At 62.9% G+C, this 19,641-nt stretch carries 17 protein-coding genes; 11 read left to right on the forward strand and 6 right to left on the reverse strand.

Annotation, left to right across the window (positions count from 1 at the left end):
* Nucleotides 1-73: 73 nt before the first annotated feature.
* Together U0023_RS02455 and U0023_RS02460 are read right to left on the reverse strand one after the other, a co-directional pair.
* The gene (locus U0023_RS02455; protein WP_009763936.1) at nucleotides 74-1,147 is read right to left on the reverse strand and encodes an NAD(P)-dependent alcohol dehydrogenase; all 1,074 of its coding nucleotides are present in this window, start codon (nucleotides 1,145-1,147) and stop codon (nucleotides 74-76) included.
* Nucleotides 1,148-1,331: 184 nt separating this feature from the next.
* Nucleotides 1,332-2,237, reverse strand: coding sequence for a LysR substrate-binding domain-containing protein (locus tag U0023_RS02460; protein ID WP_009763935.1), 906 nt, complete (start codon nucleotides 2,235-2,237; stop codon nucleotides 1,332-1,334).
* 107 nt (nucleotides 2,238-2,344) lie between these two features.
* On the opposite strand from U0023_RS02460, the gene U0023_RS02465 reads away from it, so the two are divergent.
* The 10 genes from U0023_RS02465 (at nucleotide 2,345) to U0023_RS02510 (ending at nucleotide 13,885) form a co-directional block, all read left to right on the forward strand.
* Nucleotides 2,345-3,754 carry an FAD-binding oxidoreductase gene (locus tag U0023_RS02465; protein ID WP_009763934.1) on the forward strand — a complete coding sequence of 470 codons (1,410 nt, stop codon included), beginning with the start codon at nucleotides 2,345-2,347 and terminating at the stop codon, nucleotides 3,752-3,754.
* Between the two features lie 162 nt (nucleotides 3,755-3,916).
* Nucleotides 3,917-6,280, forward strand: coding sequence for an FdhF/YdeP family oxidoreductase (locus U0023_RS02470; RefSeq protein WP_009763933.1), 2,364 nt, complete (start codon nucleotides 3,917-3,919; stop codon nucleotides 6,278-6,280).
* Between the two features lie 252 nt (nucleotides 6,281-6,532).
* Nucleotides 6,533-7,876 (forward strand): MFS transporter, encoded by a 1,344-nt coding sequence (locus U0023_RS02475; RefSeq protein WP_009763932.1) that lies wholly within the window; start codon nucleotides 6,533-6,535, stop codon nucleotides 7,874-7,876.
* Between the two features lie 3 nt (nucleotides 7,877-7,879).
* Nucleotides 7,880-9,133 carry a ubiquinol oxidase subunit II gene (gene cyoA, locus U0023_RS02480; RefSeq protein ID WP_009763931.1) on the forward strand — a complete coding sequence of 418 codons (1,254 nt, stop codon included), beginning with the start codon at nucleotides 7,880-7,882 and terminating at the stop codon, nucleotides 9,131-9,133.
* A gap of 17 nt (nucleotides 9,134-9,150) precedes the next feature.
* Nucleotides 9,151-11,154 (forward strand): cytochrome o ubiquinol oxidase subunit I, encoded by a 2,004-nt coding sequence (cyoB, locus tag U0023_RS02485; RefSeq protein ID WP_009763930.1) that lies wholly within the window; start codon nucleotides 9,151-9,153, stop codon nucleotides 11,152-11,154.
* A gap of 4 nt (nucleotides 11,155-11,158) precedes the next feature.
* Nucleotides 11,159-11,785 (forward strand): cytochrome o ubiquinol oxidase subunit III, encoded by a 627-nt coding sequence (gene cyoC, locus U0023_RS02490; RefSeq protein WP_009763929.1) that lies wholly within the window; start codon nucleotides 11,159-11,161, stop codon nucleotides 11,783-11,785.
* Nucleotides 11,782-12,192 (forward strand): cytochrome o ubiquinol oxidase subunit IV, encoded by a 411-nt coding sequence (gene cyoD, locus U0023_RS02495; protein ID WP_009763928.1) that lies wholly within the window; start codon nucleotides 11,782-11,784, stop codon nucleotides 12,190-12,192. The genes cyoC and cyoD overlap by 4 nt, the downstream gene beginning before the upstream one ends.
* Entirely contained in the window at nucleotides 12,123-12,944 is an 822-nt protein-coding gene (locus U0023_RS02500) for an SURF1 family protein (RefSeq protein ID WP_195904216.1), read from the forward strand. The genes cyoD and U0023_RS02500 overlap by 70 nt, the downstream gene beginning before the upstream one ends.
* A gap of 161 nt (nucleotides 12,945-13,105) precedes the next feature.
* Nucleotides 13,106-13,432 (forward strand): hypothetical protein, encoded by a 327-nt coding sequence (locus U0023_RS02505; RefSeq protein WP_009763926.1) that lies wholly within the window; start codon nucleotides 13,106-13,108, stop codon nucleotides 13,430-13,432.
* Nucleotides 13,433-13,618: 186 nt separating this feature from the next.
* Nucleotides 13,619-13,885, forward strand: coding sequence for a hypothetical protein (locus U0023_RS02510; RefSeq protein ID WP_009763925.1), 267 nt, complete (start codon nucleotides 13,619-13,621; stop codon nucleotides 13,883-13,885).
* 107 nt (nucleotides 13,886-13,992) lie between these two features.
* Here the strand turns inward: U0023_RS02510 and U0023_RS02515 are convergent, their stop codons facing one another.
* The 4 genes from U0023_RS02515 to pepT form a co-directional block, all read right to left on the reverse strand.
* On the reverse strand, nucleotides 13,993-14,550 hold the full coding sequence (locus tag U0023_RS02515) for a hypothetical protein (protein WP_009763924.1): 558 nt from the start codon (nucleotides 14,548-14,550) through the stop codon (nucleotides 13,993-13,995).
* A 128-nt stretch (nucleotides 14,551-14,678) separates the two neighbouring features.
* Complete coding sequence (locus U0023_RS02520) at nucleotides 14,679-15,689, reverse strand: hypothetical protein (RefSeq protein WP_009763923.1); 1,011 nt, start codon at nucleotides 15,687-15,689, stop codon at nucleotides 14,679-14,681.
* Nucleotides 15,690-15,704: 15 nt separating this feature from the next.
* The gene (locus U0023_RS02525) at nucleotides 15,705-17,078 is read right to left on the reverse strand and encodes an MBOAT family O-acyltransferase (RefSeq protein WP_009763922.1); all 1,374 of its coding nucleotides are present in this window, start codon (nucleotides 17,076-17,078) and stop codon (nucleotides 15,705-15,707) included.
* Nucleotides 17,079-17,463: 385 nt separating this feature from the next.
* Nucleotides 17,464-18,699: a peptidase T gene (gene pepT / locus U0023_RS02530; protein ID WP_040639093.1), complete on the reverse strand. Its 1,236-nt coding sequence runs from the start codon at nucleotides 18,697-18,699 to the stop codon at nucleotides 17,464-17,466.
* A 190-nt stretch (nucleotides 18,700-18,889) separates the two neighbouring features.
* On the opposite strand from pepT, the gene U0023_RS02535 reads away from it, so the two are divergent.
* Nucleotides 18,890-19,639 carry a sulfite exporter TauE/SafE family protein gene (locus U0023_RS02535; RefSeq protein ID WP_040639092.1) on the forward strand — a complete coding sequence of 250 codons (750 nt, stop codon included), beginning with the start codon at nucleotides 18,890-18,892 and terminating at the stop codon, nucleotides 19,637-19,639.
* Nucleotides 19,640-19,641: the final 2 nt, after the last annotated feature.

A 19,641-nucleotide genomic window follows, 5' to 3' on the forward strand; every position in this document is an offset into this window, starting at 1 on the left:
CATGCGATCAGGACAGGGATCTTGCCTTGATCTGGAGCAATCCAGCCGGGATAGATGCTGTCATGGCGGCGAGTCATGGCGCGATCGCCACCTTCAGCACGCCGTCGCGCTGATGGGAGAACAGGTCATAGGCCTCCTCGATCTGGTCGAGCTTGAAGCGGTGCGTCACGAGAGGACGCGTGTCGACGCGCCCCGAGGCAATCGCGCTGATCAGACGACGCATCCGCTCCTTGCCGCCCGGGCAGAGCGTCGTCCGGATCGTGTAATCCCCCAGCCCGGCCAGGAAGCCGTCGAGAGGGATCCTGAGATCCCCCGAGTAGACGCCGAGCGACGACAGGGTTCCGCCGGGACGGAGCACACGAAGCGCCGCCTCGAAGGTCTGCTGACGCCCGAGCGCCTCGATGGAGACGTCGACGCCGCGCCCGTCGGTGAGACGCCTGATCTCCTCGACCGGATCGGCTTTCGTGAAATCGATCACGTGGTCCGCTCCCATCCGGCGCGACATGTCGATCCGCTCCGGTAGGCTCTCGACGGCAATGATGGTGGTTGCACCCATCAGCTTTGCCCCAGCCGTGGCGCAGAGCCCGATGGGGCCCTGCGCGAATACGGCCACCGTGTCGCCAATCCGGATGCGTCCGCTCTCCGCGCCGGAAAACCCGGTCGACAGGATGTCCGGGCACATGAGCACCTGTTCGTCCGTCAGGCCGTCCGGCACCGGGGCGAGGTTCGCCATGGCGTCCGGTACCCGCAGGTACTCGGCCTGACAACCGTCGATGGTGTTGCCGAACTTCCAGCCGCCCATGGCCTTCCAGCCATGCTTGGTGCCGGCTCCGTCCTGCGAGTGGCACCCGCACAGGCAGGCCTCGCTGTACCCGCTCGGCGTGATGGCGCCGGCGATAACCCGCTGGCCCTCGCGGTAGCCCTGCACGGCCGAGCCGAGCTTCTCGATGATGCCGACCGGCTCGTGCCCGATGGTGAGCCCCGGGGCCACCGGATACTCGCCCTTGAGGATGTGGATGTCCGTGCCGCAGATCGTCGTGGTGGAGATGCGGACGAGGGCATCGAGCGGTCCGATATTCGGGATCGGCTTTTCATCGAGGACAATGCGGCCGGGCTCGACGAAAATGGCAGCTCTCATCTTGGGCATATCCACATCTCCCAAGGCTGATTTGCCATCATCATACCACAGGACGGTACCTGCCGGACGCTCGGGGCAAGGCGGAACCTGGATCAAGCATTTCTATCGTTGAACCCGCCTCCAGGGACGCGGAGCGGCCCAAATGGCACTCGGCCCAGGCGTCATGAGGCGTACGGTGAGCCGCAGGGTTCCTTCAGATCGCGGAGCGCAGCCAATTGGCAAACTGCGCAATCACGGCTTTCTGGCGATGTTCGGGCCTATGGATCAGGTAGTAGCTCAACCCGGGAAGCGAGAGCCGATGTGCTTTTACCAACTCGCCTCGCTCGAGCTCCGGTGCCAGGATGATGTCGCTGCAGATGGCGACGCCTTGCCCCGCCAACACAGCTGCAATCGCATGCGCCTCCTCGCGAAAGCTGGCCTGGCAGGTCTCGGCGTCGCGAGGCAAATTGGAATTCTGATCGCGCGCGACCCTCCACCAGCGCCGCCAAGTCGGACTTTCGGCATCCATCTTCATCCAGTCGTAATGAATACGCGGCAATCGGCACAAGTCCTCCAGCTCAGTCAGAGACTTACCTTCGGGAAGCAGTTCGGGCCGACAAACCGGGAAGTAGGCGTCACGAAACAATTCATGTGAAACGTGCTCGGAGGGGACATGCCGCGCATAGCGGATCGCCACATCGGCTTCACCGCTTGCGAGGTTCAAGACCCGGTCTGTCCCGATCACCTCAAGGGTAATCTGAGGTTGGATCTCTCGCCATTTCGGGAGACGCGGTACCAGCCACCGGCTGGCGAAGGCATTCGGCGTCGTGACGCGCAGCGTCTGCCCCGTCAAGTCACCGGGCAGGCTTGCGAGTGCCGCTGCGAACGAGTCGAACCCGTTGCGGAGGACGGGGAAGAGCATTTCGCCAGCGGCCGTGAGGCGGAGCGGGCGCGGCCTTCGCCGAAACAAGGACTGGCCGCAGCTTTCTTCCAGAAGTCGGATCTGATGGCTGATCGCTGTCGGCGTAACCCCGAGCTCCGCAGCGGCAAGCCGAAAGCTCAAGTGCCTGGCGGCACTTTCGAATGCCCGCAATGCGTTGAGCGGCGGCAGCTTCTTCATAGGCGGATTGTAGATGAATTGAATTCATCCATCACCTGATTTCTTCGATTTTGTCAGCGCTCTCCTCCTGTGAGACGCTGCGCGAAGCCTTGGAGGGGAGAAACGGCATGCCGCTGGAAACCACCACTCTGACCCCGAGTCCGGAGATGAGCGACCAGAACCTCATCCCGCTCCGCCGCGCCCTGCGAGGCGAGTTGGTTCTGCCGAGTGACCCGAGCTTCGAACGGGCGCGGCGGGTATGGAACGGCCTCGTCGACAAGCACCCGGCGGCCATCGTCTATTGCGCCGGCGTGCAGGATGTCGTCGCGGCCCTGTCCTTCGCACGGGACAATGGCATGCCGCTTTCGGTGCGAAGCGGCGGCCACAACGTAGCCGGGAACTCAGTCTCCGCAGGTGGCCTCGTCATCGACCTGTCCCGTATGAAGAACAGGGTGGTGGACGATGAGCGGCGCGTCGCCTGGGTCGAGGCCGGACTGACCCTCGCCGAGTTCGACGGCTCTACGCAGGTTTGCGGTCTGGCAACGACGATGGGTGTAAACGGCGACACGGGTATTGCCGGACTGACGCTGGGCGGCGGCTTCGGGAAGCTCGGGCGGCGCTTCGGCCTCGCTTGCGACAATCTTCTGTCGGCGGAAGTCGTGACGGCCGACGGGAGGACGCTGCATGTCAGCAGCGCCGAGAATCCGGACCTTTTCTGGGGCCTGCGCGGCGGCGGCGGAAATTTCGGCATCGTGACCAGTTTTGAGTATCGGCTCCACCCGATCGGCACAGAGGTCATCGCAGGTAGCGTGACTTTCCGGGAAGCAGAGGCGCAGGATGCGCTGAAGTTTTATCGGGAATTCGCCACGAAGGCGCCCGATGAACTCAGCCTGGACGCTGCGCTCGTCACCTCCGCCGGAGAGCGGATGTTCTCGATCTCGATCTTTCATTCCGGCTCACCGGCCGAGTCCAAGGCGGCGATCGCACCTCTGCTCGCCTATGCCCGTGGCAAGGCGATGAGCGAGCGCCTCGGGAAAGTGCCTTACCTTGAGGTGCAGTCGTCCGGTGACGCCCTGTTTCCGCGGGGCCGCCGCTACTCGTGGAAAGCGCAGTTCATGCGCGAGCTCAGCGATGACGCGATCGGCGTTCTCCTCGATGTCTACAGGAAGGCGCCAAACGACAACGCATTGCTGGTGCTTCAGCAGGTCGGCGGAGCCATTTCCCGCGTCCCCGTCTCGGACACGGCCTATGCATGCCGGAGCGCAGAGTTCGACTGCTTCCCCATCGCCATCTGGGACGATCCGGCCCGAGACGAGGAAAACATCGGCTGGGCGCGCGAAGTGTGGGCCGCCATGCGGCCATACTCGACCGGGGCCGTCTATGTGAACAATCTGGGAGATGAAGGCCATGACCGGGTGAAGGCGGCATATGGCCCGAACTATCAAAGGCTCGTGGACCTCAAGAACAAGTACGACCCGGCGAACGTGTTCTACCTGAACCAGAATATCAGGCCGAGTGTCGGCGGCGGCCCAGGATAAGAGGTTCGCGACGCCTGTGGCGCGAGGACAGCATGGGTGAATGTGGCGGAACCTTGAGCGGAGGTCAGCGGAAGCCGGTCACGAGGAACCGGTTCGATCCTGGGTTTGAACAATCGGCACCCTCGATAGTTGGGCTGGATCGTCAACTGCTGAGAGGCCGTCATGGGCGAAGGTCGCAAGTCTGTCCCCAAGCAGCCTCCCGCCGGCGGTTGGGGCGCCCTGAATGCGGTCGAAAGGCATCTCGGCAGACAAAAGGTGCTGCTGAAGGGCAACCGAACCCTTCTCTCCATGAACAAGCCGGACGGCTTCGACTGCCCCAGTTGCGCCTGGCCCGACCCGAAGAAGCCCCACATCGCCGAATATTGCGAGAACGGCGCCAAGGCTGTGGCCTGGGAGGCGACGAAGAAGCGCACGACCCCGGAATTCTTCTCGCGGCATACGGTCGAAGAGCTCAAGAACTGGAGCGATTTCGCCCTCGAGGACAAAGGCCGTCTCACGCATCCGATGCGCTACGACCCGCAGACCGACAAGTACGAGCCGGTCGACTGGGAAACTGCTTTCCGGGAGATCGGCGGGTTCGTGCGTCAGCTCGACCCGAAACGCGTGGAGCTCTATACGTCCGGCCGCACGTCCAACGAGGCCGCCTTTCTCTGGCAGCTCTATGGGCGCCTGATCGGGACCAACAACTTTCCCGATTGTTCGAACATGTGCCACGAGACGACCACGGTGGCTCTGCCCGAGAGCATCGGTGTCGGCAAGGGAACCGTGACCCTGGGCGATTGGGAGGAATGCGACGCTGTCTTCATCCTTGGCCAGAATCCGGGAACCAACAGCCCGCGCATGATGGGCTACCTGCACGACATGGCCAAGCGCGGGATCCCGATCGTCACGTTCAACCCGCTGAAAGAACGCGCGCTCGTCAAGTTCACCGATCCGCAAAGCCCGATCGAGATGTTGACGGGAACAGGGCAGACGATCAGCTCAAGCTACTTCCAGCTCCGCACAGGCGGCGACATCATGGCCATGCAGGGCATGTGCAAGGCGGTGATCGCGGCCGACGATGCGGCCAGGGCCACCGGCGGGCCGCGCATCCTCGATGTCGGCTTCATCGCCGAGCACACCCACGGCTTCAAGGCCTTCGCGGATTACGTCCGAGGCCTGAGCTGGGAACAGATCGAGCGCTACACGGCTCTGACCCGGCAGCAGATCGAGCAGGCGGCAGACATCTACATGAAAGCCGAGCGCGTGATCGCCTGTTGGGGAATAGGCATCACTCAGCACCGGCGCGGCGGAGACGCCATGCAGCAGATCGTCAATCTGCTGCTTCTCCGCGGCAATATTGGCCGTCCGGGCACTGGAGCCTGCCCGATCCGAGGACATTCCAACGTGCAGGGTGACCGCACGGTCGGGATCTACCAGAAACCCAAGGAGCCATTCCTCGCGAAGCTCGACGCTGCCTTCGGCTTCCACAGTCCCCGGGAGGGCGGGCACGACACGGCCGAATGCTGCGAGGCGGTCCTCCGGGGCGAGGTCGACGCCTTTCTGGCCATGGGCGGCAACTTCTTCCGCGCCATTCCCGACATCGAGAGGGTCGGCGCGAAGGTGCCGGAGATCGGCATGACGGTGCATGTCGCCACCAAGCTCAACCGGTCCCACCTGATCCACGGCAAGCAAGCCTATATTCTTCCGGCCCTCGGGCGCACGGAACTCGACATCCAGAATGGGAACAAGCAGACGGTCACGGTGGAGGACAGCTTCTCCATGGTCCATGGCTCGACCGGGATGCTGACCCCAGCGAGCGAGCATTGCCGTTCGGAGCCCTGGATCATCGCGGGTCTGGCCAAGGCGACCGTAGCCGACCGGGCAAGAATCGACTGGGACCTCCTCGTGTCGGACTATTCGCTGATCCGTGACAAGATCGAGGCCGTGCTGCCTGAGCAGTTCGCGGATTACAACGCCCGGATCAAGACGCCGGGCGGCTTCCGCCTTCCCAATGGGGCGAGCGTGCGAAAATGGGATACGCCGACCGGCAAGGCCAACTTCCTCTTCAAACCCGGCCAGACCGATCAGGACGACGACACACCGGAGGCGCCGCACCTGCAGCTCATGACCCTGCGCAGCCACGACCAGTTCAACACGACCGTCTATTCGTACAACGATCGCTATCGCGGCGTTTCGGGCGAGCGGCTGGTGGTCTTCATGAACGAGCAGGATATTGCCGGCCTGGGGCTGTCGGAGGGAGCGGTAATCGAGTTCACAAGCGCCGCCGGCGACGGGATCGACCGGCGCGTCGGCGGCTTCAAGGTCGTCGCCTACGACGTGCCGCAGGGCTGCTGCGCGGCCTATTACCCGGAAACCAATGCGCTTCTGCCCCTCTCCCATCGCGATGAGCGGAGCAACACGCCGGCTGCGAAATCCGTCCCGGTCCGGATCAGCGCGGCCCGACCCGGCAAACCCGTCTCAAGTGAGCCTGATGTGGCGGAGACCTATCCTGACCGGCCGCCGCTGACCGTGCCGACGGCCTGAAGATGTGGCTTGAGCAATGGAAGGCTCCTTGCAGCCGCCCGGCGTTACTTTGCCATCCGACAGTCCATTCCACGCTAAATACTCGATGTCATCGGGTTGTTGAACAGGACGACGGCCCTAAAACACTTGGCTAAGTTTAACCTGAATTGCGGCAGCAAGACCTCAGATCGAGTAGCCGGAACACGGGCCGAGCAGCACTGAACCGGATAGACCGACTGAGCTGAACTATTCTCGCTGGAGGCGTTCGCCCGGATGACGATGGATCAGGTTCAAGGATCGCAGCCCTCCTCCACGGCTCTCGAGCGCGACGCCCGTCTGGTGTCCACGGACCACCGTGTCGCGCCGAGCGAGATCGCCATCGGCGTGGTGATCGGACGGGCGGCAGAATATTTCGACTTCTTCGTCTTCGCCATCGCATCCGTGGTGGTGTTTCCCAAGGTGTTCTTCCCATTCGCGGAGCCCGTGACGGCGACGCTCTACTCCTTCGCCCTGTTTTCGCTGGCCTTCATTGCCCGGCCAACCGGCACGGTCATCTTCATGGCCATCGACAGCCGGCATGGGCGCGGCGTCAAGCTCACCATCGCGCTCTTCCTGCTCGGCTTCTCGACCATGGCGGTGTCCTTCCTGCCCCGCTACGACCAGATCGGGGCCTGGTCGATTTATCTCCTGGCCATCCTGCGCATCGGGCAGGGCCTCGCCCAAGGCGGCGCCTGGGATGGGCTTGCGTCTCTCCTCGCGCTCAACGCACCCGCCGAGCGACGGGGTTTCTACACCGCCGTCGCGCAGCTCGGCGCGCCGCTCGGCTTCATGGTCGCCAGCGTCCTGTTCGCATTCTTCATGCTCAATCTGTCCGACGCCGATTTCCTGGACTGGGGCTGGCGCTATCCGTTTTTCTGCGCGTTCACGATCAACGTCGTGGCCGTGTTCGCCCGTTTGCGGCTCGTGGCGACGGAGGAGTTTTCGCGCCTTCTCGAACAGCGGCGGCTCGAACCCTCACCGGTCATTCCCCTGATCCGCACCCAGGGGCGCGTTCTCATCGTCGGCGCGCTGATCCCATTGGCAAGCTTCGCCTTGTTCCACCTCGTCACCGTTTTTCCCATCAGCTGGATCACCCTGTTCACCCAGCGCTCCGCAGGCGAGTTCCTGATGGTCCAATGCTCAGGCGCCTTCATCTGCGCCGGAGCCGTGGTGGCCTCGGGCCTCATCGCCGACCAGATCGGCCGCCGCAGGCTGCTCATCGTCTCGGCCGGCCTCATCGCAATCTTCGCCATCTGCAGCACCATCGCGCCCCTGATCGTCGAGGAGAACGCCATCGGCCAGACGATCTACGTCAATGCGGGTTTCGCACTGCTCGGCCTGTCCTACGGCCAATCGTCCGGCGCGATCACGTCGCAACTTGAACGGCGCTACCGCTATACGGGCGCGGCCCTCACGACCGACCTCGCCTGGCTGCTCGGCGCGGGCTTCGCGCCGCTGATCGTCCTGTTCCTGACGGCCCGTTACGGGCTCGCCTGCGTCGGTCTGTATCTGCTGTCGGGGGCGGTCACCACCCTCCTGGCGCTCAGCCTGTCCCGCTCCGAAATCCGGCAGGTCTGAACCATGCGGAAGCCGACGCAACCAACCCGTCAGAACGCATTCCGCCCGAGTGGTTCCCTGAAGCGCAAGTCCCTCCAGGGTCTGGTGCTGCTCGCCACAGCAGGTCTGCTTGCCGGCTGCAACATGACCATCATGTTTCCGTCGGGCGACGTGGCAGTCCAGCAGCGTAACCTCATCGTCGCGTCCGTCGCCTTGATGCTGCTCGTGGTCCTGCCGGTGATCGCGCTCACCTTCATCTTCGCGTGGCGCTACCGCGCATCGAACACAGATGCGCCCTACGATCCCGAGTTCCACCATTCGACCCAGCTCGAAGTGGTCATCTGGACCGTGCCCCTGCTCATCATCATCGCGCTGGGCGCCATGACATGGATCGGCACGCACACGCTCGATCCCTTCCGGCCGCTGGCTCGGATCGCCCCCGGCAAGCCCGTCCCCGCCGACATGAAGCCCCTGAAGGTCGAGGTCGTCGCTCTCGATTGGAAGTGGCTGTTCATCTACCCCGAATTCGGCATCGCGAGCGTCAACGAGATAGCCGCGCCCGCGAACGTGCCGATCTCCTTCCGGATCACGTCATCCTCCGTCTTCAATACATTCTACGTGCCCGCTCTAGCGGGCATGATCTACGCCATGCCCGGCATGGAGTCGCCGCTCCAGGCGATCATGAACCACGAGGGCGAGTTCACCGGGCTGTCCGCGCAGTACAGCGGGACGGGCTTCTCCCGCATGACTTTCAGCTTTCAAAGCCTCGGCGAGCAAGGCTTCAACGAGTGGATCGCGAAGGCCAGGTCAGCTGGGGCGCCCCTCGACCGCGAGACCTATCTCAACCTCGAAAAGCCGAGCGAAAAGGAGCCGGTTCGTTATTTCTCCTCTGTTGAGAACGGCCTCTTCGACGCCGTCGTGGGCATGTGCGTCCAACCGGGTCAGATGTGCGTGCATGAAATGCACCACATCGACAGCATGGGGGGAGCGGCGGAGGGAAGCGAAGAGAATCGCAAGCGTCTCGACTATGATAACCGCCACCGCCTGGAAAGCGGCAATGAGCCATCCGCGGCGACCTTCCCGGCTTCCGGCCGACCACCCCAGGGTTCCGTCCAGCCTCAGGGCATGATGCCACGGGACCAGAACATGACCCGCGGTGGCGTCAACGCCCCCCAGACTCATCCTGACCAGGGACAGGGCAACGCCCTCCCCGGCGCCAACCGGGAGCCCGCGCCGGCCCAGTTGAACAATCAACCTGCCGACGGTCACCAGCACTGATTGGAACGAGGATCCGCATGTTTTCGAACATCGATCTCCAGCAACTCATCTTCGGACGACTGTCGCTCGAAGCCATCCCCTACCATGAGCCGATTCTGCTCGCGACCTTCGCGGTCGTCGCCCTGGGCGGGATCGCGCTCCTGGGCGCCATCACGTGGTACGACAAATGGGGCTATCTGTGGCACGAATGGTTCACGAGCGTCGATCACAAGAAGATCGGCATCATGTACGTCATCCTCGCCATCGTGATGCTGCTGCGCGGCTTCGCCGATGCGCTCATGATGATCACCCAGAAGGCACTTTCGGTCGGCGTGAACGAGGGCTACCTGCCTCCGCACCATTACGACCAGGTTTTTTCCGCCCACGGCATGATCATGATCTTCTTCATGGCCATGCCGTTCGTGACCGGCCTCATGAACTACGTGATGCCGCTGCAGATCGGGGCGCGCGACGTCGCCTTTCCCTTCCTGAACAACTTCAGCTTCTGGATGACGGCAGGCGGCGCCATCCTGACGATGATGTCCCTGTTTGTCGGCGAGTTCTCGCGGGCAACCTGGCTCGGCTTCGCGCCTCTGTCGGAGGCGGCGTACAGTCCGGGTGTGGGGGTTGATTACTACATCTGGGGCCTTCAGGTCGCTGGCGTGGGGACCACATTGTCGGGCGTCAACCTGATCGCAACCATCGCAAAGATGCGTGCTCCGGGCATGACGATGATGAAGATGCCCGTCTTCTGCTGGACCACACTCGCCAGCAACGCGATGATCGTCACGATCTTTCCGGTCCTGACTGCGACCCTGACGCTCCTGGCCCTCGACCGTTACGTGGGGACGCATTTCTTCACGAACGACTACGGCGGCAACCCGATGATGTACATGAACCTCATCTGGATCTGGGGCCACCCGGAGGTTTACGTTCTCGTCCTGCCAGCCTTCGGCATCTTCTCGGAGGTCACCTCGACCTTCAGCAGCAAGCGGCTGTTCGGCTACACGTCGATGGTCTACGCCACGATGGTGATCGCCCTCGTGTCCTGGCTCGTCTGGCTGCACCATTTCTTCACCATGGGAGCGGGGCCCAACGTCAATTCCTTCTTCGCCATTGCGAGCATGATCATTTCGATTCCGACGGGCGCGAAGGTGTTCAACTGGCTGTTCACCATGTATCGGGGGAAACTCCGGTTCGAGACGCCGTTCATCTGGGTGGTGGGCTTCATCCCGACCTTCGTGATCGGCGGTCTGACGGGTGTGCTGCTTGCCGTGCCGCCCGCCGACTTCCAGTTGCACAACACCCTGTTCCTGGTCGCCCACTTCCACAACGTTATCATTGGCGGCGTGGTGTTCGGGGTCCTGGCAGGCCTACAGTACTGGTTCCCCAAGGCATTTGGCTTCAAGCTCGACCCGTTCTGGGGCAAGGTGTCGTTCTGGTGCTGGCTTGTCGGCTTCTGGACCGTGTTCGCGCCGCTCTATCTCGTCGGCCTGATGGGCGTGACGCGCCGGACGCAGCACTTCGACGACCCGGCCGTGCAGCCCTACCTGACGGTTGCCGCGATCGGCGTCTTCATCATCATGGCCGGCATCGCGGCGCTCCTGATCCAGCTCTTCGTCAGCTATCTTCGGCGCGAGCAGCTACGCGATCTCACCGGGGATCCTTGGGAAGGCCGCACGCTCGAATGGGCGACGTCCTCGCCTCCCCCGCCCTACAATTTCGCCTTCACGCCCGTGGTCCACGACCTCGATGCATGGTGGGACATGAAGAGGCGCGGCGCCGATCACCCCTTGGAAGGCTTCAGGCCGATCCACATGCCGAAGAACACCGGCGCGGGCGTGGTGCTGGCCGGGCTCAGCACAGTGCTTGGCTTCGCCCTGGTCTGGTACATCTGGTGGTTGGCCGCCCTGTCCTTCGTGGCTCTCCTGGCGGCCGCCATCATCCACACCTTCAACTACAACCGGGACTACTACATCCCGGCCGAGGAGGTCGTGCGGCTTGAAAACCAACGCATGGCGCAACTCGCAGGAAGGGCCTGAGCCGATGCATGAGATGACTCCACCGCCCGGCGCAACGGCGCCGGTCTTCTACGAGCAGGAAGAGCACGCCCACGGCGATGGGGGAACGTTGTTCGGCTTCTGGATCTACCTGATGGGTGACAGCCTCATCTTTGCGGTCCTGTTCGCCTGCTACGGCGTGCTCGGCCGCAATTACGCGGCGGGTCCATCGGGCGCGGACCTGTTCGATCTGCGGCTGGTCGCGGTCAACACAGGCCTCCTTCTCTTGTCCTCGATTACCTACGGCTTCGCCATGCTGGAGATGGACAAGGAGAAGGCCCGCACGACCCTCATCTGGCTCGCGGTCACGGGCCTGCTCGGCGCGGCGTTCCTGGCGATCGAGCTTTATGAATTCGCGCACCTGATCCGCGAGGGCGCCACGCCTCAGCGGAGCGCCTTCCTGTCCTCGTTCTTCACGCTGGTGGGCACGCACGGGCTGCACGTCACGTTTGGCATCGTCTGGCTCGTGACCCTGATGGTCCAGGTGCGTCTGCGCGGGTTGATCCGGGAGAACCAGCGCCGGCTCATGTGCCTCTCCATGTTCTGGCACTTCCTCGACGTGGTCTGGATCGGCGTGTTCACCTTCGTCTACCTGATGGGAGTCATGCGATGAGCGACATCGTCGAGCCCGGGCTCGCCGGGAGGCCGCAAGGCCACGGCGAGGCGCATGGACCCCATGATGCGCATGGCTCGCAAGGCACGTTCAGAAGCTACATGACCGGCTTCGTCCTGTCGGTCATCCTCACGGCCATTCCGTTCTGGCTCGTGATGGGCGATGTGCTGGACGACACACGCACGACCGGCATCATCATCATGGCGCTGGCGGCCGTGCAGATCGTCGTCCATATGATCTACTTCCTGCATATGAACACGAAATCCGAGGGCGGCTGGACCTTCCTGGCCCTGGTGTTCACGCTCATTCTCGTCGTCATCACGCTGGTTGGCTCCATATGGGTCATGTACCACCTCGATCAGAACATGATGCCGATGCCACCCCACGAGGCAGTGCAAAAGCCCTGACGGGCAAGCGCATCGCGGCGCTGGTCGCCTTCGACGTGATCGCGCTGCTGCTCGTGATCGGTCTCGCGTCGCTCGCGGTTTGGCAGGTTCATCGCCGTGCCAGCAAGCTCGACCTGATCGCGCGCGTGGACGCGCGGGTTCATGCGGCTCCCACGCCTGCGCCGGGGCGCGAACAATGGGCCGACGTGTCGGCGGCCGCGGACGAGTACCGCCACGTGGTCGTGACGGGACGGTGGCTCGAAGATCGTTCCGCGCGCGTGCAGGCGGTCACGGAACTGGGCGGCGGATACTGGGTCATGGCGCCCTTGGCCCGGGATGACGGGACGACTGTATTCGTCAACCGCGGCTTCATTCCCGAGACAGAGCGCGATCCGGCCGTCTGGCAGCCGCGTACCTCGGAACCTGTCACCGTGACGGGCCTGCTGCGCGTGTCGGAACCGGGCGGTGGCTTTCTGCGTGCGAACGATCCAGCGTCCGACCGGTGGTACTCCCGCGACGTGGCGGCGATCGCCGCCGCCCATGAGCTCGCTAAGGTCGCACCGTACTTCATCGATGCCGAACGGACACCCGGCAAAGGCGGCTTGCCCGTCCCGGGACTGACCGTAATAGCCTTCTCGAACAATCACCTCGTTTACGCTCTGACCTGGGCCGCTTTGGCACTGATGGCTGCAGCGGGAGCGATCTTCGTCAATCTCGACATCTTGCGCCCCCGCTGGTTCAAATTGCGGCACGCCCGCCTGAACGAGTTCTGATGCCGGCCTGCCCTAAGCGCATAATGAGATTGAATCATCCGCGCCTGTGATCCGCTTCACAGCCCGCCTCCGCACGATCGTTCAAAGTCCAATCATCGCCAATGGAGATCGCATCTCAGGCGGTACGGAACGCAACATTTGAACTGCAGAGGATTTATGTCATGAACATCAACGTGAATGCCAGCCCGATCACCCAGGTTGCCACCACCACGGCCATCGGCGGCCCTGGCATCTTCGGCGACGGCGGCGACGCCACGGCCGTGACGAACCAGCACGCCGAGAGCTCGAATGTCCAGTTGGGGGACAGCTATCACTTCCCGTGGAGCGGCCCGGGCGCGGACTTCGGCCCCGACATCAACGTGAACGCCAGCCCGATCACCCAAGTGGCGGACACGACCGCCGTCGGCGGCCTCGGCCTCTTCGGGCATGGCGGCGATGCCCTCGCCTTCACCAACCAGGACGCCCACATCTTCAACTTTCAGGGCTGACCACGGCCTCGGAGCGCCAGGGCCATGGGCCCGCGGCGCTCCACTTTCCTCACGGCGCGACAATAAGCGTCGTCCGATAGTCGAATGTTATGGTATTCTTCCCGTCAGGCTTGGTCTCTTCTGAACCAGGGGCCATCATAAAGGACCAGATCCAGGTCGAACCTGGCGATAGAGGGGGCACCTCTCATGGAAACAACCGTTCTCAGCGTCTTGAGGAAGGCCTGCGATCTCGTCGGCAGCGGGCAATCGCTCGGGATCATCGAAGCGATCAGTTCCCTGCGGGATCAGACCAGCGGCCGGACGCGGGATCTCGCCTACTATGCCGTGCTCGAAACGGCGATGATAAGCCGTGGGGACGCTTCGCTGGCCATGCTCGCCGGCGACACCCAGGCGGAATCCGCGACCGAGCTGCTTGAGGCGACGATCCGGCGCATCATGTCGGCGCTTCATTAAAGCATCGAACGCAAAAGCGGGAACCGGTTCTGCTTGGAAAGGTGCTCCACTCTTGGGAGAGCGCATCGTCGAGCGCGGTCCCGCAGGGACGCGCTCGTATCCGCTCGTCAGAGGCTACCTTGCGCCCCGCAGGCAATCTGCGCTCCCGTCATATGAACGGGCGTGACCGGCTTGACGTCGCGACCGGCAACGGCACAGGTGAGGCGCGCCTCGGAGCGACATTGCGGGCCCTTCGCCGGACCGACCCGCGGCCCGACTGCGAACTGGACCGTCACCTCCCCAGGGGCCGATTCGAGATAGCCTTCGACGGACGACAACCAGCTTTGGCCTACGAGATCCTCCGTGGCGCGCGCTTCGCTCAGGGCCTGCTCGACGCAGGCCACGGCCGCCTCCTTAGGCTGCAGGGGTTCGATCACGACGGGCGGCGCGATGGCAGCGGTGGTTTCCACCTCTGGAACCTGGTTCGTTGCGGAGGCTTGCGGCTCGCTTTCCTGCGGCTCACCGCGAAATCCATTGATGGTCGCAAGCGCAAGAATCGCAAAGACCGCCGTCTGGATGGGGATGCGTTTCAGCTTGTTCAGGAGCGGAGCCCGGCTGAAGAGAACCGGGCCATACAAGTGAACGAAGATGGTGACGAGGGTGAGGAGAAGGAGGAAACGCAACATAATGGATCGTGCCCGCGCGATATCGTGCGAAATGAACGGCTTGTCCTGGGAACGCCCCTAACCTAACGCAGGATCCCCGTCACCGCATGCAGCAAGTGCCGTTTCTCTCATTTATGGTTAGGGATGTGTTAAAGTCCCGCACGCTTCCGGATGTCGAGCAATGCCGCCGCGATGTCCTGCTCCATGGCCCGGGCGACAGAGTGGCGATAATGGATCTGATCGATGAACGCATCGATCTTCTTCAGCTCCGGCCGGTCATCCCACCAATCGACCAGGGCCGTATTCGGCCGCTCCGATGCCAGAGCGATGAGACGCTGTCTGCAGGCCTGCTCGGAGCGGTATCGGGGTGTATTGGGGCGCGGTTGCTTTGCCGTGAAGACGGGCGGAACCGCCAGAACGACCGAGAGATCGGCCGGAAGAGCCGCAAGCTTTTCCCTTAGAACCTGAACCCCGGGGAATGACGGCTCTCCCAGCACCTCCTGATCGTTCCGACGCTTGAACAGGAGCTCGCGTCGGCGGGGCGCATCGGCAAGAAGCTTCGCATAGAGAGGATCGTAATCCCAATAGCCATCCGGGGCGGAATCGGGTTTGGAACTCCGGAGGATTCCCAAACGCCGAGCGGCCTGCCCGATACTTCCCATGCTGATCAGCCCGGTCAGATACTCGACCTTCGAGGCGCTGAAGCGCCAGAGCGGAAAGGCGCTGTTGCCGAGTTGCGTCGGATCGGAGGCGCACCAGGTGTCCCGGCTGATTCCCATGACCAGCGCTTTCGCCGTGCCCTCATGGTGCTTCATGAACCAGTCGATAATCGCGAGCTGCTCGGGGATCTGCGTACCCGGCACGGCCAGTTGCACGAATGGGATTCCGGTCTGCGCCGTCAGCCGGGACGGCATGATGAGAGCGATGGTCGAATTGCCGATCACGGCCGCTTCGAATTTCCGGTTACGCCCCACGCTCGCTGTCGCATTGACCTCCTTCTGCCCACGCAGGTTCGGCTCGCGGAAGAACGGCGAACGTCCCGTATCGTATGGGTCGATCAGGTACATCCCGACCACGAATGCGAGAAAGAGGGCAACGGACGAGGAGACCGCCCATAGGACGAACTGTTTCCAGGCCGGGTTCTGATTATCTGCCGTCATCGGATGCGCTGTCCGTCAGAACTGGAAATAGATGAATTCATAGTTCGCGGAATCCCCGATCTGGAGCAGAACCGCCATCAGCACGACCGCGAAGCCGACGGCGATCCAGCGCCGGGGCGGAACGAGCTGGACGGCCGTCCATGTCGTCGGCCCGAAGCATGCGACTGCAGCAGCAAGCGCGATGGCACGCCACTTGAAGGTCTCGCCGATCGTCGTGAACCCGAGCATCCCTTCATAAATCCGCAATGCGGCATCGAAACTCGGCGCACGGAACAGGACCCATGTGAACATGACGAACAGCATCGTCAGCGCCCAGCCTAGTATGCCCGGCATGCGCAGTCCGGCCCGTCGCCAGAGCACGCCCGCGCCGAGCCCGAGACCATGCGCGACTCCCCAGGCGATGAAGGTGAGCCCGGCACCATGCCAGAGACCTCCGAGGGCCATGGTGGCGAAGAGAGCGCCGATCTGAACTCCGAGGCCGTTCCGACTGCCTCCGAGAGGAATGTAAAGATAGTCGCGCAGGAAGCGCGACAGGGTCATGTGCCAGCGGCGCCAGAAGTCCTGGAGGGACGTTGAGATATAGGGCTTGTCGAAATTCTGCGGCAGGACGATCCCGAGCGTGAGAGCCATGCCCAGTGCCATGTCCGTGTAGCCGGAGAAGTCGAAATAGATCTGGAACGTGAAGCCGAGCGTCGCCTGCCATGCGTCGAGAGTGGGGATCGTAGCGCCGGCGGCCGCCTGGGCGAAAATGGGATTGACGTTTTCGGCCAGGGGATCGCTGACGAAGACCTTCTTCGCAAGGCCGAGAATAAGCAGCATGAACCCGCGGCCGAAGCGCTCCGCCGCGTCGGAACGCTTGTAGGGTCGCTCGTCGAACTGGTGCATGATCTCGCTCCAACGAACGAGCGGACCGGCAAGCACCTGGGGAAAGAAGGCGATGTAAAGGGCATAGCGCACGAGGCCGAAACGCGGCGCCCGTCCGGCCTTCAGGTCGACGAGGTACATGACATGATGGAACGTGAAGAACGAGATGCCCAGCGGCAGCGCGATGTCCCATTTCGGAATAACGACGGCGGAAAGAAGGCTCGTAAGATCGGCGAAGAAATTGAAATACTTGAAGATGCCGAGAACGAGGAGGTTCGCAATCAACGCCAGGGTAATCAGGATTCCCTGCCGCGCTTTCAGGAAGGTTTGTGCCACGAACCAGTTCACCAGGATCGAGGCCGCCAGCAGCGGGGCGAAGCGCCAATCCCAATAGCCGTAGAAGACGAACGACAGGATGAGCAGCAACGGCAATCGCCATTGCGGCCGGAAGCGCTCGACGAGCCAGTGCATCACCAAGGAGGCCGGCAGGAATACGAGAAGAAACGCAAAGGAATTAAATAGCATCGTTGACCGGCACGTCTTGTGGATCGAGCGACACGGAGGCCAACGGCGTCAGAAATCCGCTCCGAATCTTCTGGCTTCCTGATCGACATTACGATGCGTCGTCAAGTTTCCGACACCTACCCTGGATTCCGACTATCGTCTATGCTCAGCGCGTCGCATGAAAAGGAAATTGAGTTACAGGCCTAAACGCTCAAGTTTGTTGGTGTCAAGCTTTTGAAGGGGCGATCGCAGGGGCTGATCTCAAGGTTGGATTGAAAATCGCCCCTCCCTCTGCATGCTTTGCCAACAGTTGCTCCCATGAGCATGAGAGCAACTGTTGTCTCTCCACCGACAGAATCTCGAAGGGCGGCTCGATCGCCGCAGTCTTTTGGACCCGCACGTCGCGCTACGCGCGCTCCTCCCAGACTTTGGCGAGCTCGACGATGGTCTTCACGGCCTTTTCCATGTCCTGGCTGCTGACGAATTCCAGCGGAGAATGGAAGGCATGGCCACCGGCGAAGATATTGGGACAGGGCAAGCCCATGAAGGAGAGGCGCGAGCCGTCCGTTCCGCCCCGAATGCTGCCTCGCACCGGATCCATGCCGGCCCGTCGGATTGCCTCGACGGCATTCTCGACGATCTCCGGGTTCTTATCGAGGACGACCTTCATGTTGCGGTATTGTTCCTTGACCGTGAAGGTATAACTGGAGCCCGGGTAGGCCTTCATCACCTCCTTGGTGATGTCCTCCAGCAGCGCCTCCTTGGTCTTGAGCCCCTCCTCCGTGAAGTCGCGGATGATGAAGCTCAGGTGGGCCTTCTCCATCACGCCGGAGATGCCCGTCGGGTGGATGAAGCCGTCGCGGCCCTTCGTGGTCTCGGGCGCCATGTCCTTCGGCAGGCGCGCGACGATGTCGCCGGCGATCCGGATGGCGTTCTCCATCTTGCCGTAGGCAAAGCCCGGATGGATCGCCACGCCCTTGATGGCAATGTCCACGGCATCAGCCGAGAAGGTCTCGTCCTCGATGGTGCCCGCGGTCTCGCCGTCCATGGTGTAGCCGAAATCGGCGCCGAGCTTCTTCAGGTCCACCTTGTCGACACCGCGGCCGATCTCCTCGTCCGTGGTGAACAGGATGCGGATCGTGCCATGCTTGACGTCAGGGTTGTTGATCAGGAACTCGGCCGCCGCCATGATCTCGGCGATGCCGGCCTTGTCGTCGGCGCCGAGCAGCGTCGTACCGTCGGAGGTGATGATGTCGTGGCCGATCAGATCCTTCAGGACGGGATGGTCGGCGACACGTATGACCTGGTTGGAATCGCCCGGCAGGCGGATGTCGCCCCCCTGATAGCTCCTGACCACCTGCGGCTTCACGTTCGTGCCGGAGAAATCCGGCGCCGTGTCCATATGGGCCGTGATGCAGATGACGGGTACGTTGTTCTTCTGTGTGTTCGACGGAATGGTCGCATAGACGTAGCCGTGCTCGTCGAGATGCGCGTCGGAAATCCCGATCTCGAGCAGTTCCTCGACGAGCACGCGGCCGAGGTTCTTCTGCTTCTCGGTGGAGGGCTGGCTCTGGGACTTGGCGTCCGATTGGGTGTCGATGACGACGTAGCGGAGGAAACGGTCTGTAACGCTGGCGGCCATGGGATAATCCAAGTTGCGGCGGGAACAGACTTGTAGCGGGGCGAAGTCGTCCCGTGAATGGGCTGCGGGAAAATCCTTGGTCGAACCCGTGTCGCTGGTCATTCGACGGGCGATGATCCTTCGGCTGGGCCGAAGGCTGACTCTATAACATCCGCATTGTGCCTGCCTCCGGGCCATGGGCAAATGCCGCATGTTCGATCTGTCCCCGTGGGCCCTCCTCGCCATCGCCGCGACCTTTCTCCTTGCCGGGATCGTCAAGGGCGTGACGGGCATGGGATTGCCGACCATCGCCATGGGGGTACTGGGTGCCTTCATGGCGCCTGCCGCAGCGGCGGCTCTGCTGATCGTGCCGTCCTTCGTGACCAATGTCTGGCAGCTCCTCTCCGGTCCTGGCTTCTCCGCACTCATCCGACGGCTGTGGACCATGATGGCGGGCATCGTCCTTGGCACGATGGCCGGCTCGTCCGTTCTGGCAAGCGGCAGCACGCGTTGGACCACCTTGGCCCTCGGCGCGGCGCTGATCATCTATGCGGGCTACACGCTGTTTGCCCGGCAGCTATCCGTGCCGCGTCGGATGGAGCCATGGCTCTCACCGGTCATCGGCCTGACGACGGGCATCGTTACCGGTGGAACCGGCGTCTTCGTCATTCCGGCCGTGCCTTACCTCCAGGCGCTCGGATTGGGCAAGGATGACCTGATCCAGGCCCTTGGCCTGTCCTTCACCATCTCGACCATCGCTCTCGCCGCAGGGCTCACGTGGCGGAGCGCCTTTCCCCTCGATGGATTGGCTCTGTCGTCCCTCGCCATCGCCCCCGCGCTCCTTGGCATGTGGCTCGGGCAGGCCATCCGCAAGCGGGTGAGCCCACAAACGTTCCGGCGCTGGTTTCTCGTCTGTCTGCTGCTGCTCGGGACGGAGCTCTTCCTGCGGGCCCTCCTCTGACG

It is taken from the genome of Microvirga lotononidis (genome assembly GCF_034627025.1).
GTDB classification, from domain to species: Bacteria; Pseudomonadota; Alphaproteobacteria; order Rhizobiales; family Beijerinckiaceae; genus Microvirga; species Microvirga lotononidis.

What these genes read in the sequence shown, in the direction of transcription:
- U0023_RS02460 (WP_009763935.1), bottom strand. Translation starts at nt 2,237, where the DNA reads ATGAAGAAGCTGCCGCCGCTCAACGCATTGCGGGCATTCGAAAGTGCC.
- cyoB (WP_009763930.1), top strand. Translation starts at nt 9,151, where the DNA reads ATGTTTTCGAACATCGATCTCCAGCAACTCATCTTCGGACGACTGTCG.
- cyoA (WP_009763931.1), top strand. Translation starts at nt 7,880, where the DNA reads ATGCGGAAGCCGACGCAACCAACCCGTCAGAACGCATTCCGCCCGAGT.
- U0023_RS02470 (WP_009763933.1), top strand. Translation starts at nt 3,917, where the DNA reads ATGGGCGAAGGTCGCAAGTCTGTCCCCAAGCAGCCTCCCGCCGGCGGT.
- U0023_RS02515 (WP_009763924.1), bottom strand. Translation starts at nt 14,550, where the DNA reads ATGTTGCGTTTCCTCCTTCTCCTCACCCTCGTCACCATCTTCGTTCAC.
- U0023_RS02475 (WP_009763932.1), top strand. Translation starts at nt 6,533, where the DNA reads ATGACGATGGATCAGGTTCAAGGATCGCAGCCCTCCTCCACGGCTCTC.
- U0023_RS02510 (WP_009763925.1), top strand. Translation starts at nt 13,619, where the DNA reads ATGGAAACAACCGTTCTCAGCGTCTTGAGGAAGGCCTGCGATCTCGTC.
- U0023_RS02465 (WP_009763934.1), top strand. Translation starts at nt 2,345, where the DNA reads ATGCCGCTGGAAACCACCACTCTGACCCCGAGTCCGGAGATGAGCGAC.
- U0023_RS02535 (WP_040639092.1), top strand. Translation starts at nt 18,890, where the DNA reads ATGTTCGATCTGTCCCCGTGGGCCCTCCTCGCCATCGCCGCGACCTTT.
- U0023_RS02525 (WP_009763922.1), bottom strand. Translation starts at nt 17,078, where the DNA reads ATGCTATTTAATTCCTTTGCGTTTCTTCTCGTATTCCTGCCGGCCTCC.
- cyoD (WP_009763928.1), top strand. Translation starts at nt 11,782, where the DNA reads ATGAGCGACATCGTCGAGCCCGGGCTCGCCGGGAGGCCGCAAGGCCAC.
- cyoC (WP_009763929.1), top strand. Translation starts at nt 11,159, where the DNA reads ATGCATGAGATGACTCCACCGCCCGGCGCAACGGCGCCGGTCTTCTAC.
- U0023_RS02505 (WP_009763926.1), top strand. Translation starts at nt 13,106, where the DNA reads ATGAACATCAACGTGAATGCCAGCCCGATCACCCAGGTTGCCACCACC.
- U0023_RS02520 (WP_009763923.1), bottom strand. Translation starts at nt 15,689, where the DNA reads ATGACGGCAGATAATCAGAACCCGGCCTGGAAACAGTTCGTCCTATGG.
- U0023_RS02455 (WP_009763936.1), bottom strand. Translation starts at nt 1,147, where the DNA reads ATGCCCAAGATGAGAGCTGCCATTTTCGTCGAGCCCGGCCGCATTGTC.
- pepT (WP_040639093.1), bottom strand. Translation starts at nt 18,699, where the DNA reads ATGGCCGCCAGCGTTACAGACCGTTTCCTCCGCTACGTCGTCATCGAC.
- U0023_RS02500 (WP_195904216.1), top strand. Translation starts at nt 12,123, where the DNA reads ATGGGTCATGTACCACCTCGATCAGAACATGATGCCGATGCCACCCCA.